Raw genomic sequence first — 18,003 nt, 5'->3', positions numbered from 1 at the left:
TTAGAAATGATAAAAAAGTATTACAGAAGAGGCACGTGAGTATTGTATTTTTGAAAAAAGGAAAAGAACTTACTTTTAGTTGAAAATGAGGATAAGCAAGTGCTTGTAAAATATATGATAATGAATAGTGAATTTAAGAAGAGACTGCAAAAGTTGGAGGATAATCATCAGGCAATTATCACAAGAAAAAATAACCCGATTGCAATATCAAATGGTATTATACAGAGGTACGAAAATGCTATTTTGACTGATGAGCATACTCCTCTTTTTTGGCGCTATGATTTAAATCCAGAAACAAATCCAATGTTACTTGAGCGCATTGGTATAAATGGGACTTTTAATGCTGGAGCAATTAAATTTGATGGTAAATATGTGATGGTTGTCCGTGTTGAAGGTAATGACCGGAAATCATTTTTTGCAGTTGCGGAAAGTTCCAATGGGATTGATAATTTCAAATTTTGGGATTTTCCGATAATACTTCCTGAAAACGAAGATCCGGATGTAAATGTTTATGATATGCGACTGACTGAGCATGAAGACGGTTGGATATATGGAATTTTCTGTACTGAAAGAAAAGATCCAAATGCTCCGGTTGGTGATATGTCTTCTGCAGTTGCAGATGCAGGTATTGTTCGTACAAAAGATTTGAGAAAGTGGGAACGTTTATCTGACCTAAAATCAAAAAGCCAACAACGAAATGTTGTGTTGCATCCTGAATTTCATGATGGAAAATATGCACTGTACACTCGTCCCCAGGATGGATTTATTAATGCCGGTAGTGGTGGTGGAATCGGTTGGGCTTTAATTGATGATATTACGAAAGCGGAGGTTAAGGATGAGAAAATTGTAAACTTGCGTGAATATCATACAATTAAAGAATTAAAAAATGGGGAAGGACCTGCACCAATAAAAACAGATAAAGGATGGTTACATCTAGCTCATGGAGTTAGAGGATGTGCTGCAGGTTTAAGGTATGTACTCTATTTATACATGACTGATTTGAAAGATCCATCAAAGCAAATAGCTGAACCAGCAGGATTTTTTATGGCACCAAGGGATGAAGAGCGTATCGGTGATGTGTCGAATGTCTTATTCTCAAATGGTTGGATTTTAGATGAAGACGGTACTGTTTTTATTTATTATGCGTCTTCCGATACCAGAATGCATGTGGCAACATCTACGATTGATCGATTAGTTGATTATTGTTTAAATACTCCTGCCGATGGATTACGTTCAGCAACATCTGTTGAAACGTTGAAAAGACAAATTGAAAGAAACCTGGAGTTGATGACCGTAAAAAATTGATTATAATTGTGTTAGCAATTATGGTGTTTTTTGAAAGATAAATTATTTGTAAGTAACTGATTTGAAATATGAAGACCGAAAAACTTAAGTTGAAAGAGAAAATTGGGTATGGATTTGGCGATGCGGCATCATCTATGTTCTGGAAGTTATTTTCAATGTATTTGATGTTCTTTTATACTGATATTTTCGGAATTTCTGCAGCAGTAGTTGGAACCATGTTTTTGGTTACCAGAATATGGGATGCGGCATTTGATCCGGTAGTAGGAGTGATTGCCGATCGCACAAAATCCCGATGGGGAAAATTTCGTCCTTTTTTATTGTGGGGGGCGTTTCCCTTTGGGATTGCAGGTATATTAACATTTACGACTCCTTCGTTCGGAATGACAGGTAAAATTATCTATGCATATGTCACCTATTCCGTCATGATGATGTTGTATTCTTTAGTAAATGTTCCATACGCATCGTTACTGGGAGTAATGTCGTCTGATGGCAGGGAGCGAACTACTTTGTCATCATTTCGAATGGTATTTGCGTTTGCTGGAAGTATTCTGGCTTTGGCTTTAGTAAATCCACTAGTTGAACTTTTTGGCGGGACTCAGGCTGGGCATGAACAAAAAGCGTGGCAATTAGCAGTCATTGTTTTTGCTGTCATTGCTGCTGTATTATTCTACTTCACATTCTCATGGACGAACGAAAGGGTAAAACCAATCAAAGCTGAGAAAGTAAGTCTGAAAAGTGATGTTAAAGATTTATTGGCAAACCGACCTTGGTGGATATTGCTTGGATCAGGAATTGCAGCATTAATTTTTAATTCCATACGGGATGGGGCAGCCATTTACTACTTTAAATATTTTGTGCAAAATCAGAGTTTAGTTTCATTGTACTTGGTACTTGGGCAAGCCTTTAATATTGTTGGAATCATATTCGTTACTCCATTGGCTAATCGATTTGGGAAAAAGCGTATCTACCTATATGCGATGGTTATGGCTACTGTATTAAGTATCGCCTTTTATTGGTTGAACGCCGGTAATATTGTGCTGATTATTGTGCTGCAATGTTTGATAAGCATTTGTGCGGGAAGTATTTTCCCTCTTCTATGGTCTATGTATGCTGATATTGCTGATTATTCAGAACTCAAGACAGGTAGGCGTGCAACAGGCCTTATCTTTTCTTCTTCATCGATGTCCCAAAAATTTGGGTGGACTCTTGGTGGAGCTCTTACGGGTTGGTTACTAGCTATTTATGGTTTTAAAGCCAATGTTGTTCAAACAGAGGAAGTACAATCTGGAATTAGAATGATGCTCAGTATTTTCCCAGCAATAGGGACAATCTTATCTGTAATTTTTATTTATATCTATCCATTGAGTGAGAAAAAGATGGTGGAAATTAGTGAGAAGTTAGCATTGAGAAGAAATGAAAACCAATCTTTAAATATTGCTGAATAATGTCTGAATTGAAGTTAAAGAAGTTAAGTGGTGAGATGAAGTCTGATCTTATTGAGAATATTCTTCCTTATTGGATGAATACCATGAGAGATGAGACAAATGGCGGATTTTACGGACAAATAAATGGAGATGATGAATTGGTTCCAAAAGCTGACAAGGGGGGAATTTTGAATGCCAGAATCCTTTGGACCTTTTCGAGTGCATACAATGATTTAAAAGATAAGAACTATCTTGAGAAAGCAACTCTTGCTTACAATTATATTATTGATCATTTTTTTGATGAAAGAAATGGAGGCACTTTTTGGAGTCTTCAGTTTGATGGGCAACCTCAGGATACAAAAAAGCAGATCTATTCGCAGGCTTTTTTCATTTATGCATTAACAGAATATTATAAAGCAACGGAGCTGCAGCAGAGTCTTGACAAAGCAATTGAGCTATTTTATTTGATTGAAAAACACAGTTTCGACAAATCCAGGAATGGATATATGGAAGCTTTTAGCCAGAATTGGGAATTGCTGGAAGATTTGAGATTGAGTGAAAAAGATGCGAATGAAAACAAAACAATGAACACTCATTTGCACATTCTTGAGGCATACACCAATTTGTATCGTGTTTGGAAAGATGAGCAAGTGAAGTTTCAACTGGATAATCTAATAGAGTTATTCTTAGATCAGATTACTGACCAGCAAAATTTTCATTTGAATTTATTTTTTAATGATGATTGGGAATGTAAATCAAGCATTATTTCTTATGGACATGATATAGAAGCTTCGTGGCTGATTTATGAAGCTGCTGAAGTATTAGGAAATAAAGAGTTGCTTGAAAAAGCTAGATTGACTTGCATAAAAATAGTTCAGTCGTCGATGGAAGGATTGCAAGAAGATGGTAGCCTAATTTATGAAAAGGATTTGGAGAGTGGTCATATTGATTATGAACGACATTGGTGGCCACAAGCCGAAGCTGTTGTTGGTTTCCTAAATGCTTTTGAAATGACCCGGGAAGATAGATACATTGACCATGCATTGAAATGTTGGGAGTATATTCAGAGCAAGCTGGTTGATCATGCAAATGGGGAGTGGTTTTGGAGTATTCTCGAAGATGGGAACGTCAATCGGAAAGAAGACAAAGCTGGCTTCTGGAAGTGTCCGTATCACAATTCGCGTGCTTGTTTAGAAACGATAAGAAGAGTTAATATGCTTTGTAAAATAGCGTCTTGATAATCTCATTGATTCCAATTTTCCTCCCGGTCACCTGCTAAAATATTAGTAATGAAAGATGCAACTCTAAAAACAATCACTCTATTTCTCTATTTTTTGACTTTTCAAATTGCATTTGGACAGGGAGATATCATATCTAATCAGCAAATATCAAGTGCATTCTACTTGTACGAGCGAACTGATTTTGAAATCCAGTTAGCTGTATCATTTGAAAATCCGTTTGATGCCAATGAGATAGCATTGGATATGATTATTACCAGCCCATCGTTCAAAGAGTTGTCCTTGCCTTGTTTTTATATAAGTGGTGATGATGATCATTCAGTTTGGAATGCCCGTTTTTTGCCACAAGAAATCGGTGATTATTCATATCACTTTCAGTTGTCAAAAAGCAATGAAGTAGTAGCACTAACGAATACTGAAGAATTCACTGTTCTGCCATCTGCTAAAAATGGTGTTTTTCATGTAAATGATGATTGGACATTTACATTTGATTCAGGGATGTCATTTCGCGGAATTGGTGAGAATATTGGTTGGGAGGCTCGTGATTGGGAAAATCAAAATTATACCTATGATTATTTTCTTCCCAAGTTAGCAAGTAACGGTGTGAACTTTTTTAGAACCTGGACATGTATATGGAACCTTCCTATTGAATGGCAAATTGTTCAAGATACTCGATTTTACAATAGTACGACGGAATACTTCAATCCAGAGGGTATTCAGCGAATGGATGAACTCATTGAATTGATTGATTCGTTGGATATGCACATGATGCTGGCTTTGGTTCCTCACGGTGCCCTTATAACAAGCGGTGAATGGAAAAATAATCCATACAACATTGTAAATGGTGGCCCGGCTTCAACACCTACTGAGTTTTTCACCTTAGAGAAATCTCAGAAAAAGTTTAAAAATACCCTGCGATATTTAGTTGCCAGATGGGGATATAGCCCGGGAATTGGTGTTTGGGAATTTTGTAATGAAATTGATAATGCAGCATATGATGGGGGTAATACTTTATTTATTCCGGAAGCTGCTATTACCAATTGGCATGCTGAAATGAGTGAGTATCTTACTGAAATTGATATTTATGATCATCCAATATCAACAAGTATTTCGCATCGCGAATTACAAGGCCTGTATAATGTGCCAGATATCGACTTTAATCAAATACACATCTATCGGAATACAGGTGGTATTCCCGGTAAAATTAATCAATACAAAGAGGCTTATGATAAGCCATTCGTTGTTGGCGAATTTGGTTGGGATTGGGATTGGAATAATGTTTCAACTGAAAATGGCCCTGACTTTGATTTCGACTTGAAACGTGGGCTTTGGTACGGTTTATTTTCTTCCACTCCGATTGTTCCGATGTCCTGGTGGTGGGAATTTTTTGATGAAAGGGACATGACCTCTTACTACAAAAGTGTTACGACCGTTTCTCAAAAAATGCTGTCAGCTGGTAATGGCGATTTTAAACCAGCAACAGTTTCTGCCAGTGGTATTGAAAAATACGCTGTGCAGTGTGGTTCGAGCTATTTTATATATTTATTGAATAATTCGGCAAATAATATTGAAAGTGAAGTTAGATTGAATGTTGAAAGTGACGTTACCTATTATATTTCCAGCGTTCATCCATCAACAAATAAAGATTCGACAGTACCCCATATTTTAGCTAATTCTGGGACTATTGATCTTGGCGAGGTGTCGTTAAAAACGAAAGAGGAGATCGTTTTTATTGTATCTCCAGATCAATCGTTAACAGGAATCTCAAATCCATATTCTGGTTCAGTGATCAGTTTGCCTGGAATAATTGAGGCAGAGGAATTTGATATTGGTTCGGATGGATTAGCTTTTCACGATTTTGATAAGGGTAACTCAGGTGGATTTTATCGGGAAAATTCAGATGTAGATATTTATGAGAAGATAGTTGACTTTTATGTAAGTGATATTGTAAAAGGCGAATGGTTAAATTATAGTGTTAATTTTCAGGAATCTGGAGTATATTCTGTGTCTGCTGTCGCTTCATCAAATGCGATTGGAACAGCATTCAGGTTATTATTAGATGGACAGCCTGTTACGGATGAGATTGAAGTTCCGCAAGCGGGGAATCTTGAGAGCTGGCAGATAATTGATGTCCCATTAAAAAATAATTTGTTTAGAAGGGGTAATAGCACGTTGAAAATTGAATTTTTAGGTTCTGATTTATCAATTGATAAAATTGAGTTTAACCTTGAGAATAAGGCACCAGCTATTCAATTGACGGCCCCGAACAATGATTCATCGTATGATTATCCCGCTCAAATCAATATTCAATCCGAAGTTTCAGATGAAGATGGAGAGATAGCGAAAGTGGCATTTTATAATGGGGCAGTTTTGTTGGGGGAGGTTACTGCTTTGCCATATGAATGGAATTGGGCTCCAAGTGTTGGAGCTTATCAGGTTTTTGCAATTGCAACTGATAATAGCGGATTAACTGCAACTTCAGATACAATTTTCGGAAAGGTTCAGGTTTCGCATTTAATTCCTGGTGTTATTGAGGCTGAGAACTATGATGTCGGTTCAAATGGTGAAAGTTATTATGATCTAACAAGTGGAAATAAATTTGCAAAATATAGAACTGAGGATATCGATATTGAAAGTTGTTCTGATGAAGGAGGTGGTTTTTCTTTAGGCGACTTTCAAACCGGTGAATGGCTTAATTATACGGTTCAAGTTGAAGAATCTGGAAGATATCGGGTTGACTTTAGAGTAGCTACAAATATGGATGGAGGAAAATTATCAATTTCTGTAGATGGACAAACTATAAATAACTCCATTACTATTCCAAACACTGGCGGCTGGCAAATCTGGGAAACAATCTCTGTAGATGGGATTCAACTGGAAGAAGGTCAGCATGTAATAGAGTTAGGATCTGTTTCGGAATACGTCAACGTGAATAATATGATGTTCAGTAATGTTACGACAGTCAAGGAAATTAAAAAGAGTGAGATTTATTGTTTTCCTAATCCTGTAACCTCAACTTTATTTATTTCGGAACTTCCAAAAGATGCCGGTAAAATGACCATTCTTAATAATCAAGGTATTCCTGTAAGATACATTGGGAAGTTTGAGAAAAACATTGATGTAATCAATCTATCTCCTGGGATTTATAACCTATTAATTCTTTCAAAAGAAAATAATCTATTAAACTTATTGAGGTTTGTGAAATACTAAACCGAAGGATATTGTTAAATCTAAGAGTCTTTATTTTCAGGGAGGCAAAGTGTGAAATTATGACCTCTTTTATTCTCTGATAAATAATCTTTGCCGGGGGGAGTAATGGTCTTGATTTTTGATTACCAAAATTCCGGGGCATTGATTGTACATCCTCAAAAATAGAAGGAATGTCAAGCAGGGGCGACTTGATACCTGGACGGTTTTAACGGACTATAGTTAAGAAAAAGGCATTGACTTCTTATTCTTCGTTCCCGTTTCACTCAAAATGGAGAGGACGATCTTTTTAAGTTTACGCAAGCACACACCCATTTGCCTAGAGCGACCCTGTTTCTATGCTAAGCAACATAAGAATTGCCCGAAGCGACCTTTCAAATGGCCGGAGCGACCTCAAAAACATGTTGAGCATACATATTTTTATTCAGAGCGACCTCAAAAATGCCAAAAGTAAGCACGCTTTTCAGTTTTTTGATAAATAGATTGGTTGTTGGGGATTTAAATTAAAAATTACCATCTCTTAGGGATATGGGTGCGGAAATAAAAAAGGAGTTGATAATCAACTCCTTTTGTGCCCAGAACAAGACTCGAACTTGCACGGGAAAAATCTCCCACCAGGCCCTCAACCTGGCGCGTCTACCAATTCCGCCATCTGGGCTTTTAAGTCAAGAATTGTAAAAGTTATAGAACTCTTCTTTTTCTTGGAAAGTGTTGCAAATATAGAAAATTTTTATGCCCGTTCATGAATAAATTTAAAAAAATGATCTGTGTAATTTGTAGTGCCCAATTCTATCAACTCGTCGAGAAAAAGTGAATGTTGATCGGTTTTTAATCATTTTATTTTAAGAAAATATGTCTATTTGTATGAAAAGGCCAAAAATGTGTAATTTTTAAAATAAGTTCTATGGATCATTCTCTGAGTTTTGAAAAATTGTGGAATCAATGCGAATCAAAATTTCCGATCATTGAAAGGACCTTTACTGAATCTGAGCAGATGGACAGAGAGGGAATGCTGAGCAAGTTGGTTTTATCCCTGAGGCAATGGGAAAAAAGAAAACGTGAAATGGATAATGATTCAGAGCAGCAGATATTTGAGGAACTTCGGTATTTTTTCTCGCGAGGACTTGATTATTCACAGGAGCAGTTAGAAGTTATTTTTTCAGAAGAAATGGTAAAAGCAACTTATCATTTTATACAAGCGGCAAGAAAATTTGATCCCAAAATTAACTTTCATGATGTTTTTCAGGCATGTCGCAATGTGTGGATTATGAATGGACTCCAGTTCTTATTTGGAGCGCCGATTGAGCTTACTCCTTCAATTTTTGCATACAGTATGCTGTATCCTTATACGGATAATTATATTGATGACCCATCAGTTTCGTCGTTTGAAAAATATCAATTTAGTATTCGATTTGCAGATCGATTGGCGGGTGCTAATATTCAAGCTATTAACGAGCAGGAAGTCAAAATATTTAGAATGGTTGAGATCATTGAGGCGGAATGGGATCGACAAGTATATCCTACAGTTTATGACAGTTTGCTTGAGATTCACAGAGCGCAGACAACTAGCGCAAAATTAATTGCAGGTAATGATAATCTTTCACCACAAGAAGCTTTTAAAATTTGTATTGACAAAGGGGGAGCATCTGTAGTTGCTGATGGTTATTTGATATTTGGTACTCTGTCAAATCAGCAAGAGAGTTTTTTCTATGATTATGGCGCTTATCTTCAATTGTTGGATGATATTCAGGATGTTGGAGATGACTTGAAGGATGGATTACATACATGGCATGGATTTCAAGCACAATATGAACATATGGAATATGCCCTCAATAAAACCTGGGCTAGCGGACAAATGGTTCTAAATAGAGTTAATGATTTGAATATTGAGCGAGGTGAAGTTTTTAAATCACTGATGTCAAAAAGTATTGATCTGTTTTTAATTGAAGCAGTTATTGCAAATGGTCAATATTTTTCAGAAGATTACAGCCAGAAGTTTGAGAAGTATTCGCCTTTCAGTTTTTCATTTGTAAAAAAGCGTAGTGGAAGTTTTACTCCATTTCAGGATCAGTTTTTTGAAAATATTGAACGTTTTGCGATGCAGGATGATACTGCAGATTTCTGGTTCTTAAAAAAAGAAAGCCTGTCGAATAATCTTCAACAGGCTGATTAATATGTCTTTTCAGTAATTATTTCAGTTGATCAATTAGAAAGTTTGTCATTCTTTGGTACAAATGTAATCGAGTATTTCCACCATAGATGCTGTGATTTCTATTAGTATATATTGCCATGTCAAACTGAACACCTGCCTGTACCAGCTTTTCAGTATATTCCATTGTATTTTGATAATGTACATTGTCATCAGCTGATCCATGGATGATTAACAATCTTCCTTTTACATTTTGTGCATAAGATAAGGGTGAGTTGTCATCATATCCATCAGGGTTTTCATTTGGCGTACGCATAAAACGTTCCGTATAAACACTATCGTAAAAACGCCAGTTGGTTACAGGTGCAACCGCAATTCCGGCTTTAAAAACACCATCTCCTTTTCCCATACAAAGGGTTGTCATAAAACCGCCATAGCTCCAACCCCAGATAGCAATATTATCGCCATCAACATAAGGTAGTGTTTGTAAATATTTCGCAGCATCAATCTGATCGTTTGATTCGTTTTTGCCAAGTTGCATATAGGTTACCTTTCTGAAATCTTCGCCACGCGCAGCAGTTCCCCTCGGATCAACACAAACTACGATAAATCCTTCCTGTGCTAAATAGTTGTTCCAGTCAACGCTCCATCGATCAACAACTTCCTGTGAATTTGGACCACTGTACTGGGTCATTAAAACCGGGTATTTTTTACTTTTATCGAAGTTTGTGGGCTTTATCATCCAGCCATTTAAGTCAGTTCCCTCCGAATTTTTAAAATTGAAAAATGATTTTTCAGCTATTTCGTATTGATCTAGTTTATCTTTCAATCCAGCATTATCTTCAAGAACCCGGATTTGCTCGCCTTTGTAATCATTTAGAGTGATAAAATTAGGAGTATTTAAATCTGTAAAATAGTTAATGTAATATCTGAAATCTCCACTAAAGATAGCTTTATTGGTACCTTCTTGAGTTGAAAGTTTTCCAGCTTTTTTTCCATCCAGACTCGTAAAATAAACTTCTCGTTTCATCGGAGATTCTTTTGCTGCCTGGTAGTAGAAAATTTTTCGTTTTGAATCAAATCCATAGAAATCGGTTACGTCAAATTCTCCGTCAGTAAGCTGTTTTACTTCAAAGCCTTGACGATCGTATAAGTATAAATGCGAGAATCCATTTCGTTCGCTATTGACAACAAAATAGTTGTTATCCGGCAAAAAGATAAAATCATCCAAGAAGTCTTCAGAAACATATCGATCATTTTTCTCTGTAAAGAAAGGTCTTGAGTCACCGGTAAACGGATTGGCCATTAGAACGTCAATCTGATTTTGCCTGCGGTTCAATCTGAAGACAGCCATCTCATTTGCATCAGGAGTCCATTTTAAGCGAGGTATGTAAATGTCTGTTTCTTCACCAAGCTCAACATTCATTGTTGTTTTTGACTTTATTTCATAAACATGAACGCTAACTGTTGAATTTTTTTCGCCTGCTTTTGGATATCGATAAACGTATGGGGAAGGGTAAAGAGAATTCTCTTTAAGAGAAGGGTGTTCTCCTTTAAACATCATCATATCAAATTCAGGAACTTCACGCTCATCAAAACGAATATATCCAATGAATTTACTATCTGGCGACCACGCGAAAGCTTTGTTGAATGAGAACTCCTCTTCGTATACCCAGTCTGGTTTTCCATTAATTATTTCGTTAAGCTTACCATCGGTAGTAACCTGACTTTCAGTTCCAAATTTTAAACTTTTCACAAAAATGTTGTTGTCACGAACGAAAGCAACTCGTTCACCATCAGGAGAAAATGAAGCTAGTTCCTGTTTCCCTTTGCTTGACAATTCTTTTAATTCTTGGGTTACTGAATTCCAAACATAGTAATTTGCTGTGTATGAATGGCGGTAAAGTCTTTCGATATTTGTTGTTAGCAATATTTTAGTTTCATCATCACTAAAAAAATATTTACTAAAAGATTTAATTGGCGCGTCTTCAACCGTATTCAGGTCAAAAACTACACCTGCCTTTTTCCCATCTTTAAAACTGTACTTTACAATCTGGTTACCATTCTCCAAGCTTGAGTAGTACTCACCATCCTTCATCGATTGAAGTCCGGAAATAGATTTTTGATGAAATGCTCCCAGCTGTTGAACATCTTCTAAGGTAATTTTCTTTTGTGCTTGAAGAGTGAGTGTGCAACTTAAAAAAAGTAATAATGAAAGATTGAATAAACGCATTGTTCTACAGATTAAATTTGAAAGGATCAAAACTTCAACTTTTTTTTCAATAATAAAACGGATTCATTGAAAAACTATTTTCAATAAGTAAATTATTAAGCTAAAAAATTACAAAAATATTGTAGCAAAAAATAAAACATTTGGATAGGGTATCGGTTAGTAAAGGGGTATTAACTCCATAAAATCATAATTCACTACAAAAATTTACTAAAAAGATGAAAAAAACATCTATTCTAATTCTGTTCGTACTCGTTTTTAAGTTCGCATTTACTCAGGGAGATGTGATTGATTTTATTAAAGCTGGATCTGGTGATGCAGAAAAATTGTTTGAAGCTTATTTGAATCCTTATGCAATGGCATTAGGTGAAGGATTAAATAACGGTTGGTTTTATTCTGCCGAAACTCATCATTTACTTGGATTCGATGTAGCTTTGAGTGTAAGTGCCATCAGCATTCCGGAAAGCGATCAATATTTTGATTTGAATTCACTTCAGTTTTCAAGTTTGGAAGTGATTAATCCGTCAGCTGGTAGTTTAACTCCAACAATTGCCGGTTCAATGGATAATAGACCGGAACTTCAGGCTTTCAGACAAATTGACGGTCAGCGTCAGAATTTATTTTCTTTTCATTCACCCAATGGTGCTGGTTTAGACATGGTGCCGGTTCCGATGGCTCAAGTTAGTTTTGGACTACTACCTCATACTGATATTGTGGGACGTTATGTGCCTGAGTTATCATTAAATGCAGACGGGGATGACGTAAAAGTTGGATTAAAGGGGATTGGTGTGAAGCATAACTTTAAAGAATGGATTCCTTTTTTGAAACATTTACCATTTGATGCTTCCTTATTCATGGCCTATGCAAAAATAAATGCTGAGAGTGAATTGCAATATACATCATCTGACTATGATTTAGGCGGAATTCCATACGAAGACAACTATGTACACAAAGATGATCAACGGCTGGATTTTAATACTCAGTCATTCAAATATGGATTAATTCTTTCAAAAAAAGTTGGAATATTTACGGTATTTGGTAGTATCGGAAATACTAAGCTAAAATCGACAATTGACTTGTTGGGTAACTATCCAATATTGGAAGACGAAACGGATTATGTAGTTATTGAAAGTTATGAAGATCCACTTAGTCTTGAGATTGAATCAAAGAATGTAAGTATGAACGCTGGATTCCGGTTGAAGCTGGCTTTTTTCAAAATATTTGCTTCAGTTAATAAATCACATTATACATCTTATAATGCTGGAATAGCCCTTGGTTATAGATAGCACTTTTTTATTTAAATGGTTATACTGAGAAAAGGCACTTGCATGGTGCCTTTTCTTTTGTTTAAAGGTTTTAAAAAATATAATTCAGGTTGTGTCAATGAGCTAATAATATTTATCTTTGCAGCCTGAATTTAGAACCCTCAATAAGAGCATGATGATAAAAATTACTTTACCAGACAATAGTATCAGGGAATATGAAAGTGGAATTACCGGATTAGGGATTGCTGCTTCCATTAGTAACAGACTTGTTAAGGAAGTATTGTCCATAACGGTTAATGGTGAAGTTTGGGATTTAAACCGACCTATTACTAAGGACTCGTCGATCAAACTTCATACTTGGAGTGATCGGGAAGGACAAGAAACTTTTTGGCATTCATCAGCTCATTTAATGGCTGAAGTGATTGAATTCTTTTATCCTGGGACAAAATTTGGTATTGGGCCAACAATTGATACCGGATTTTATTATGATGTTGATCTTCCGGAAGGAAAACAGCTGACAGAGAAAGATCTTGAGAAGATAGAGAAGAAGATGATTGAGTTGGCTCGCCAGAAGAATGAGATTGTCAGAAGTGATATCAGCAAGACGGACGCTCTTGAGATGTTTGCCAAGAAGAACGACAATCTAAAAGAGGAATTGATAAGTGAACTGGAAGATGGAACGATCACATTATACAATCAGGGTAATTTCACTGATTTGTGTAGAGGACCTCATCTTCCCAATACAAGTTATATAAAAGCTGTAAAGCTTACTTCGATTGCTGGGGCATATTGGCGTGGTGATGAAAAGAACCAAATGCTAACCCGTGTATACGGTGTAACTTTTCCAAAGCAAAAGCTTTTGGACGAATACTTGGTATTATTGGAAGAAGCCAAAAAACGTGACCACCGAAAAATTGGTAAGGAAATGGAGTTGTTTACATTTTCTCAGCAGGTTGGTCAGGGGTTACCATTATGGTTGCCAAAAGGAGCCATGCTACGCGAGCAATTGGAAAACTTTTTGAAGAAAGTTCAAAAGAAATTCGGTTACGAGCAGGTAATTACTCCTCATATTGGAGATATTAACTTGTATAAAACTTCTGGACACTATGCCAAGTATGGTGCTGATTCTTTTCAGACCATTAAAACTCCGGCAGAAGGAGAGGAGTATATGCTTAAACCAATGAACTGTCCTCATCATTGTGAATTGTACAAGTTTAAACCAAGATCTTATAAAGATTTGCCAGTAAGAATGGCTGAGTTTGGTACTGTTTACCGTTACGAACAAAGTGGTGAGTTACACGGTTTAACAAGAGTTAGAGGATTTACACAGGATGATGCACATATTTATTGTCGTCCGGACCAGTTAAAGGATGAGTTCAAAAAAGTTATAGATATTATCTTTATCATTTTTGAAGCACTTGAGTTTAAAGATTACACTGCTCAGATTTCATTGAGAGATCCGGAAAAGCCCGAAAAATATATCGGATCACCCGATAATTGGGATAAGGCAGAGCAAGCTATTATTGAAGCTGCAGCTGAAAAAGGATTGAATACAGTTACAGAATTGGGTGAGGCTGCATTCTATGGTCCTAAATTAGACTTTATGATTAAAGATGCGCTTGGAAGGAAATGGCAGCTTGGAACGATTCAGGTTGACTATAACTTGCCTGAACGATTTGATCTTGAATATATTGGAGCAGATGATAAGCGTCATCGTCCGGTTATGATTCATCGCGCACCATTTGGATCAATGGAACGATTTGTTGCTGTGTTAATTGAGCATACTGCTGGAAAATTTCCACTTTGGTTGACTCCGGAGCAAGTTGTTGTGTTGCCAATTAGTGAAAAGTATAATGATTATGCACAAAATGTTTCAAATTTTCTAAATAATTGCGATATTCGCACCTTAATTGACGACCGGAATGAAAAGATCGGTCGAAAAATCAGGGATAACGAATTAAAACGGATCCCGTTTTTATTAATAGTAGGTGAAAAGGAAGCTGAATCAGAGCAAGTTGCGGTTCGCAAACAAGGAGAAGGAGATCAAGGAGTAATGAGTTTGCAGGAATTTGCTGATTTTGTTAACAAAGAAGTTAAAGAGCAATTATCATCATTTTATAACTAAAAAGAATAGGAGGTTTTTCTTATCGCTATCAAAAAACGCCCATATCGAGGAGGAAGACGAGTTGATACAACTCCTCTACACAAAATTAATGAGCGAATACGTGCTCATCAGGTTCGAGTTGTTGGTGAAAACGTTGAAAACCAAGGAGTGTACCCGTTAGCAGAGGCCTTAAGAATGGCTAGGGAACAAGAACTTGACTTGGTTGAAATTTCGCCAAACGCTGATCCTCCAGTATGTAAAGTGATCGATTATCAGAAGTTTCTTTATCAGCAAAAAAAGAAACAAAAGGAAATGAAAGCCAAAGCTGTGAAAGTAGTTGTCAAGGAGATCCGTTTCGGTCCCAATACTGATGACCATGACTTTCAGTTTAAGCTGCGGCATGCAGAAAAATTTCTAAAGGAAGGTGCAAAAGTAAAAGCATACGTTTTCTTTAAAGGAAGATCTATATTATTTAAAGAAAAAGGTGAGATTTTGCTGCTACGTTTTGCAACCGAACTTGAAGAGCTTGGTAAAGTAGAACAATTGCCAAGATTAGAAGGGAAGAGAATGACCATGTTTATTTCACCAAAAAAGAAATAAGTTCTTTGAACATTAAATTTTAGCACAGATGCCAAAAATGAAGACTAAATCCGGAGCCAAGAAAAGGTTTAAATTAACCGGATCCGGAAAACTGAAAAGGAAGCATGCTTTTAAAAGTCACATTTTGACTAAAAAAAGCACGAAGCAAAAGAGAAACCTAACCTATTGGGGATTGGTTGACAAAGCTGACGAGAAAAATGTGAAGCTAATGCTGAACATGAAGTAAGATTTCCTTTTCAAAAAAGAATTAAGTAAAAAGAGTTAAAAACAGGGTGAATTAGCAGAAAGATTCGTCAGAAGACGGACGCTAACCGCTCAAAAATTGAAAGTTATGCCAAGATCAGTAAATTCTGTAGCATCTCGGGCTCGTAGGAAAAAGATCCTAAAGCAAACCAGAGGAAACTTTGGTGCCCGTAAAAATGTGTGGACGGTTGCAAAGAATACCTATGAAAAAGGTTTGCAATATGCATATCGTGACCGTAAAACAAAAAAGAGAAACTTCCGTGCATTATGGATTCAGCGTATTAATGCTGCTGCACGTCAAGAAGGTTTAAGCTATTCTCAGCTTATCGGTTTGATGAAGAAGAAAAACATCGAAATTAATCGTAAGGTTTTAGCCGATTTAGCTACCAATCAACCAGAAGCTTTTAAAGCGATTGTTGAAAAGGTGAAATAACAATTGAAAATACGGTGAAATTAAACATAGAAAAGGACTTCCATTTGGAAGTCCTTTTTTTGTATCTGTGATTTGATTTTGTTTTAATCGAATCGATGATCATCTGCATCTGTTTCTGCGTCCCCACATTCGCAATCGCAACCCAATCCTTTTTCATATTGTACAAGCGCTCTTAAACTCATTCCCATGGAAGAGAATCCTCCATCATGGAAAAGGTTTTGCATGGTGACCTTTCTGGTTAAATCGGAAAATAAAGTGATACAGTAATCTGCACATTCGTCTCCAGTTGCATTTCCCAGTGGTGACATTCGTTCACCAAAATCAAGTAGTTTGCCCATTCCTTTTACACCATTACCAGCAGTAGTAGGAGTTGGAGATTGTGAGATTGTATTAATACGAACATTGCGTTCACGACCGTAAATATAGCCAAAACTGCGAGCTATAGATTCCAATAGGGCTTTGGCATCAGCCATGTCATTATACCCATAGAAGGTGCGCTGCGCAGCAACGTATGAAAGTGCCACTACAGAACCCCAAGGTTTAATTGCATCTAACTTACGTGCAACTTGTAATACTTTGTGAAATGAAACAGCTGAAATATCCAGTGTTTTTTGCAAATAACCGTAGTCCAAATCACTGTAGTGCCTTTCTTTACGAACATTTGGAGACATTCCAATAGAATGGAGTACAAAGTCAATTTTACCCCCTAATACTTCCATTGATTTCTTGAACAGATTTTCAAGATCTTCAACATTGGTAGCATCTGCACCGATTAGTTCAGCATTACATTTTTCTGCAAGTTTAGCAGTATCACCCATACGCAGGGCAACGGAGGTATTGGTTAATGTGAAAGTTGCGCCTTCTTCATAGGCACGTTCTGCAACTTTCCAGGCAATGGAATCAGCGTTTAATGCACCGAAAATAATTCCTCGTTTGCCTTTCAATAAATTATAAGTCATGATTTAAAATTTATGAGTAAAACAACTTCAACTTAAAATGGTTGTAATAATTTTATAATGAATAAAAAAACCGGCTGGTTTGCCGGTATATGGGTTAAATTCTTTCTATGCTATTCGCCGGTAACCATCCCTGGTTTCCGTCTGCCAAACGGATTTCTCTCCAGCTACCTAAACTATCTTTAATCTGAACTTTCAATCCCTCGTGAATAACAAAAATATCAGTTCCTGTTTCTGAAGGTGAGCTTTTGACGGTAATACTTGGTTGCACAACAATAGCAAATTCATGCTGTGTTAAACGTTTCTTTTGATGCGATGCAAAATTGAAACTAAAAACAGCAACCACGACCAGTAAAATACCAAACCAAAAACTCAAACGCTTAGACGCAACAGAACGACTAAATGCAAAGATTCCGGTTAAGATTAAAGCAAGTATAAAACAGATCACACTAATACGCGCCCAATGATCAATTGAAAAACTATTGCTAAGGCTATTCCACCATCTAATAAAGAAAACCTGTGGAAGTGGCTCAATGGCATCTACCACATGTTGATTTGCCAGTTCAAGGTTGAATTTAATGTCTTCATCGGAAGGAGCAAGCAACTTTGCTCTTTCGTAATTGATGATGGCTTTTGTTGCCTGGCCACTTTTAAAATACGAGTTTCCCAAGTTGTAATATACTTCAGCAGACTCAAGTCCACTATCCAAGAGCTCTTCGTAACTCTCTGCTGCTTCTTGGTATTCTTCTGCAGCGTAATGTTGGTTAGCTTTGTCCACCAGGGCTTGCTGTGCAAATGCTCCTGTTGTGATCAAAATAGCTAATATGGTTTGAATGAAAAATTTCATCT

Annotated in this window: 13 protein-coding genes and 1 tRNA gene; 10 read left to right on the top strand and 4 right to left on the bottom strand. The window is 36.6% G+C overall.

The window, feature by feature from the left end:
• Positions 1 to 120 precede the first annotated feature (120 nt).
• The 4 genes from ACUNWD_RS03095 (at position 121) to ACUNWD_RS03080 (ending at position 7,177) form a co-directional block, all read left to right on the top strand.
• The gene (locus ACUNWD_RS03095) at positions 121 to 1,305 is read left to right on the top strand and encodes a glycoside hydrolase family 130 protein (protein ID WP_445586299.1); all 1,185 of its coding nucleotides are present in this window, start codon (positions 121 to 123) and stop codon (positions 1,303 to 1,305) included.
• A gap of 68 nt (positions 1,306 to 1,373) precedes the next feature.
• Positions 1,374 to 2,750: an MFS transporter gene (locus ACUNWD_RS03090; protein ID WP_445586298.1), complete on the top strand. Its 1,377-nt coding sequence runs from the start codon at positions 1,374 to 1,376 to the stop codon at positions 2,748 to 2,750.
• A complete protein-coding gene (locus ACUNWD_RS03085; protein WP_445586297.1) occupies positions 2,750 to 3,967 on the top strand; it encodes an AGE family epimerase/isomerase in 1,218 nt (405 codons plus the stop codon). Before ACUNWD_RS03090 ends, ACUNWD_RS03085 begins: the two co-directional genes overlap by 1 nt.
• A gap of 51 nt (positions 3,968 to 4,018) precedes the next feature.
• Positions 4,019 to 7,177, top strand: coding sequence for a carbohydrate-binding protein (locus ACUNWD_RS03080; protein WP_445586296.1), 3,159 nt, complete (start codon positions 4,019 to 4,021; stop codon positions 7,175 to 7,177).
• Positions 7,178 to 7,746: 569 nt separating this feature from the next.
• Here ACUNWD_RS03080 and ACUNWD_RS03075 read toward each other — a convergent pair.
• Positions 7,747 to 7,832: transfer RNA gene (locus ACUNWD_RS03075), tRNA-Leu, on the bottom strand.
• A 246-nt stretch (positions 7,833 to 8,078) separates the two neighbouring features.
• Here ACUNWD_RS03075 and ACUNWD_RS03070 point away from each other — a divergent pair.
• Positions 8,079 to 9,347: a class 1 isoprenoid biosynthesis enzyme gene (locus tag ACUNWD_RS03070; RefSeq protein WP_445586295.1), complete on the top strand. Its 1,269-nt coding sequence runs from the start codon at positions 8,079 to 8,081 to the stop codon at positions 9,345 to 9,347.
• A 16-nt stretch (positions 9,348 to 9,363) separates the two neighbouring features.
• On the opposite strand, the gene ACUNWD_RS03065 is transcribed toward ACUNWD_RS03070, so the two are convergent.
• Complete coding sequence (locus ACUNWD_RS03065; protein WP_445586294.1) at positions 9,364 to 11,556, bottom strand: S9 family peptidase; 2,193 nt, start codon at positions 11,554 to 11,556, stop codon at positions 9,364 to 9,366.
• Between the two features lie 215 nt (positions 11,557 to 11,771).
• On the opposite strand from ACUNWD_RS03065, the gene ACUNWD_RS03060 reads away from it, so the two are divergent.
• From ACUNWD_RS03060 to rplT, 5 genes are all read left to right on the top strand, one after another.
• Positions 11,772 to 12,839: a DUF6588 family protein gene (locus tag ACUNWD_RS03060; protein ID WP_445586293.1), complete on the top strand. Its 1,068-nt coding sequence runs from the start codon at positions 11,772 to 11,774 to the stop codon at positions 12,837 to 12,839.
• 154 nt (positions 12,840 to 12,993) lie between these two features.
• Positions 12,994 to 14,943, top strand: coding sequence for a threonine--tRNA ligase (thrS, locus tag ACUNWD_RS03055; protein WP_445586292.1), 1,950 nt, complete (start codon positions 12,994 to 12,996; stop codon positions 14,941 to 14,943).
• A gap of 21 nt (positions 14,944 to 14,964) precedes the next feature.
• Positions 14,965 to 15,522, top strand: coding sequence for a translation initiation factor IF-3 (infC, locus tag ACUNWD_RS03050; RefSeq protein ID WP_445586350.1), 558 nt, complete (start codon positions 14,965 to 14,967; stop codon positions 15,520 to 15,522).
• Positions 15,523 to 15,550: 28 nt separating this feature from the next.
• Positions 15,551 to 15,748, top strand: a complete 198-nt coding sequence (rpmI, locus tag ACUNWD_RS03045; RefSeq protein ID WP_445586291.1) for a 50S ribosomal protein L35 — start codon at positions 15,551 to 15,553, stop codon at positions 15,746 to 15,748.
• Between the two features lie 105 nt (positions 15,749 to 15,853).
• Positions 15,854 to 16,198 (top strand): 50S ribosomal protein L20, encoded by a 345-nt coding sequence (rplT, locus tag ACUNWD_RS03040; RefSeq protein WP_445586290.1) that lies wholly within the window; start codon positions 15,854 to 15,856, stop codon positions 16,196 to 16,198.
• A gap of 83 nt (positions 16,199 to 16,281) precedes the next feature.
• On the opposite strand, the gene ACUNWD_RS03035 is transcribed toward rplT, so the two are convergent.
• Together ACUNWD_RS03035 and ACUNWD_RS03030 are read right to left on the bottom strand one after the other, a co-directional pair.
• Complete coding sequence (locus ACUNWD_RS03035) at positions 16,282 to 17,157, bottom strand: enoyl-ACP reductase FabI (RefSeq protein WP_445586289.1); 876 nt, start codon at positions 17,155 to 17,157, stop codon at positions 16,282 to 16,284.
• Positions 17,158 to 17,251: 94 nt separating this feature from the next.
• Positions 17,252 to 18,001 carry a tetratricopeptide repeat protein gene (locus ACUNWD_RS03030; protein ID WP_445586288.1) on the bottom strand — a complete coding sequence of 250 codons (750 nt, stop codon included), beginning with the start codon at positions 17,999 to 18,001 and terminating at the stop codon, positions 17,252 to 17,254.
• Between the last annotated feature and the right edge of the window lie 2 nt (positions 18,002 to 18,003).

The organism is Sunxiuqinia sp. A32, assembly GCF_052690465.1.
This window is presented reverse-complemented; position numbering and strand designations above follow the sequence as displayed.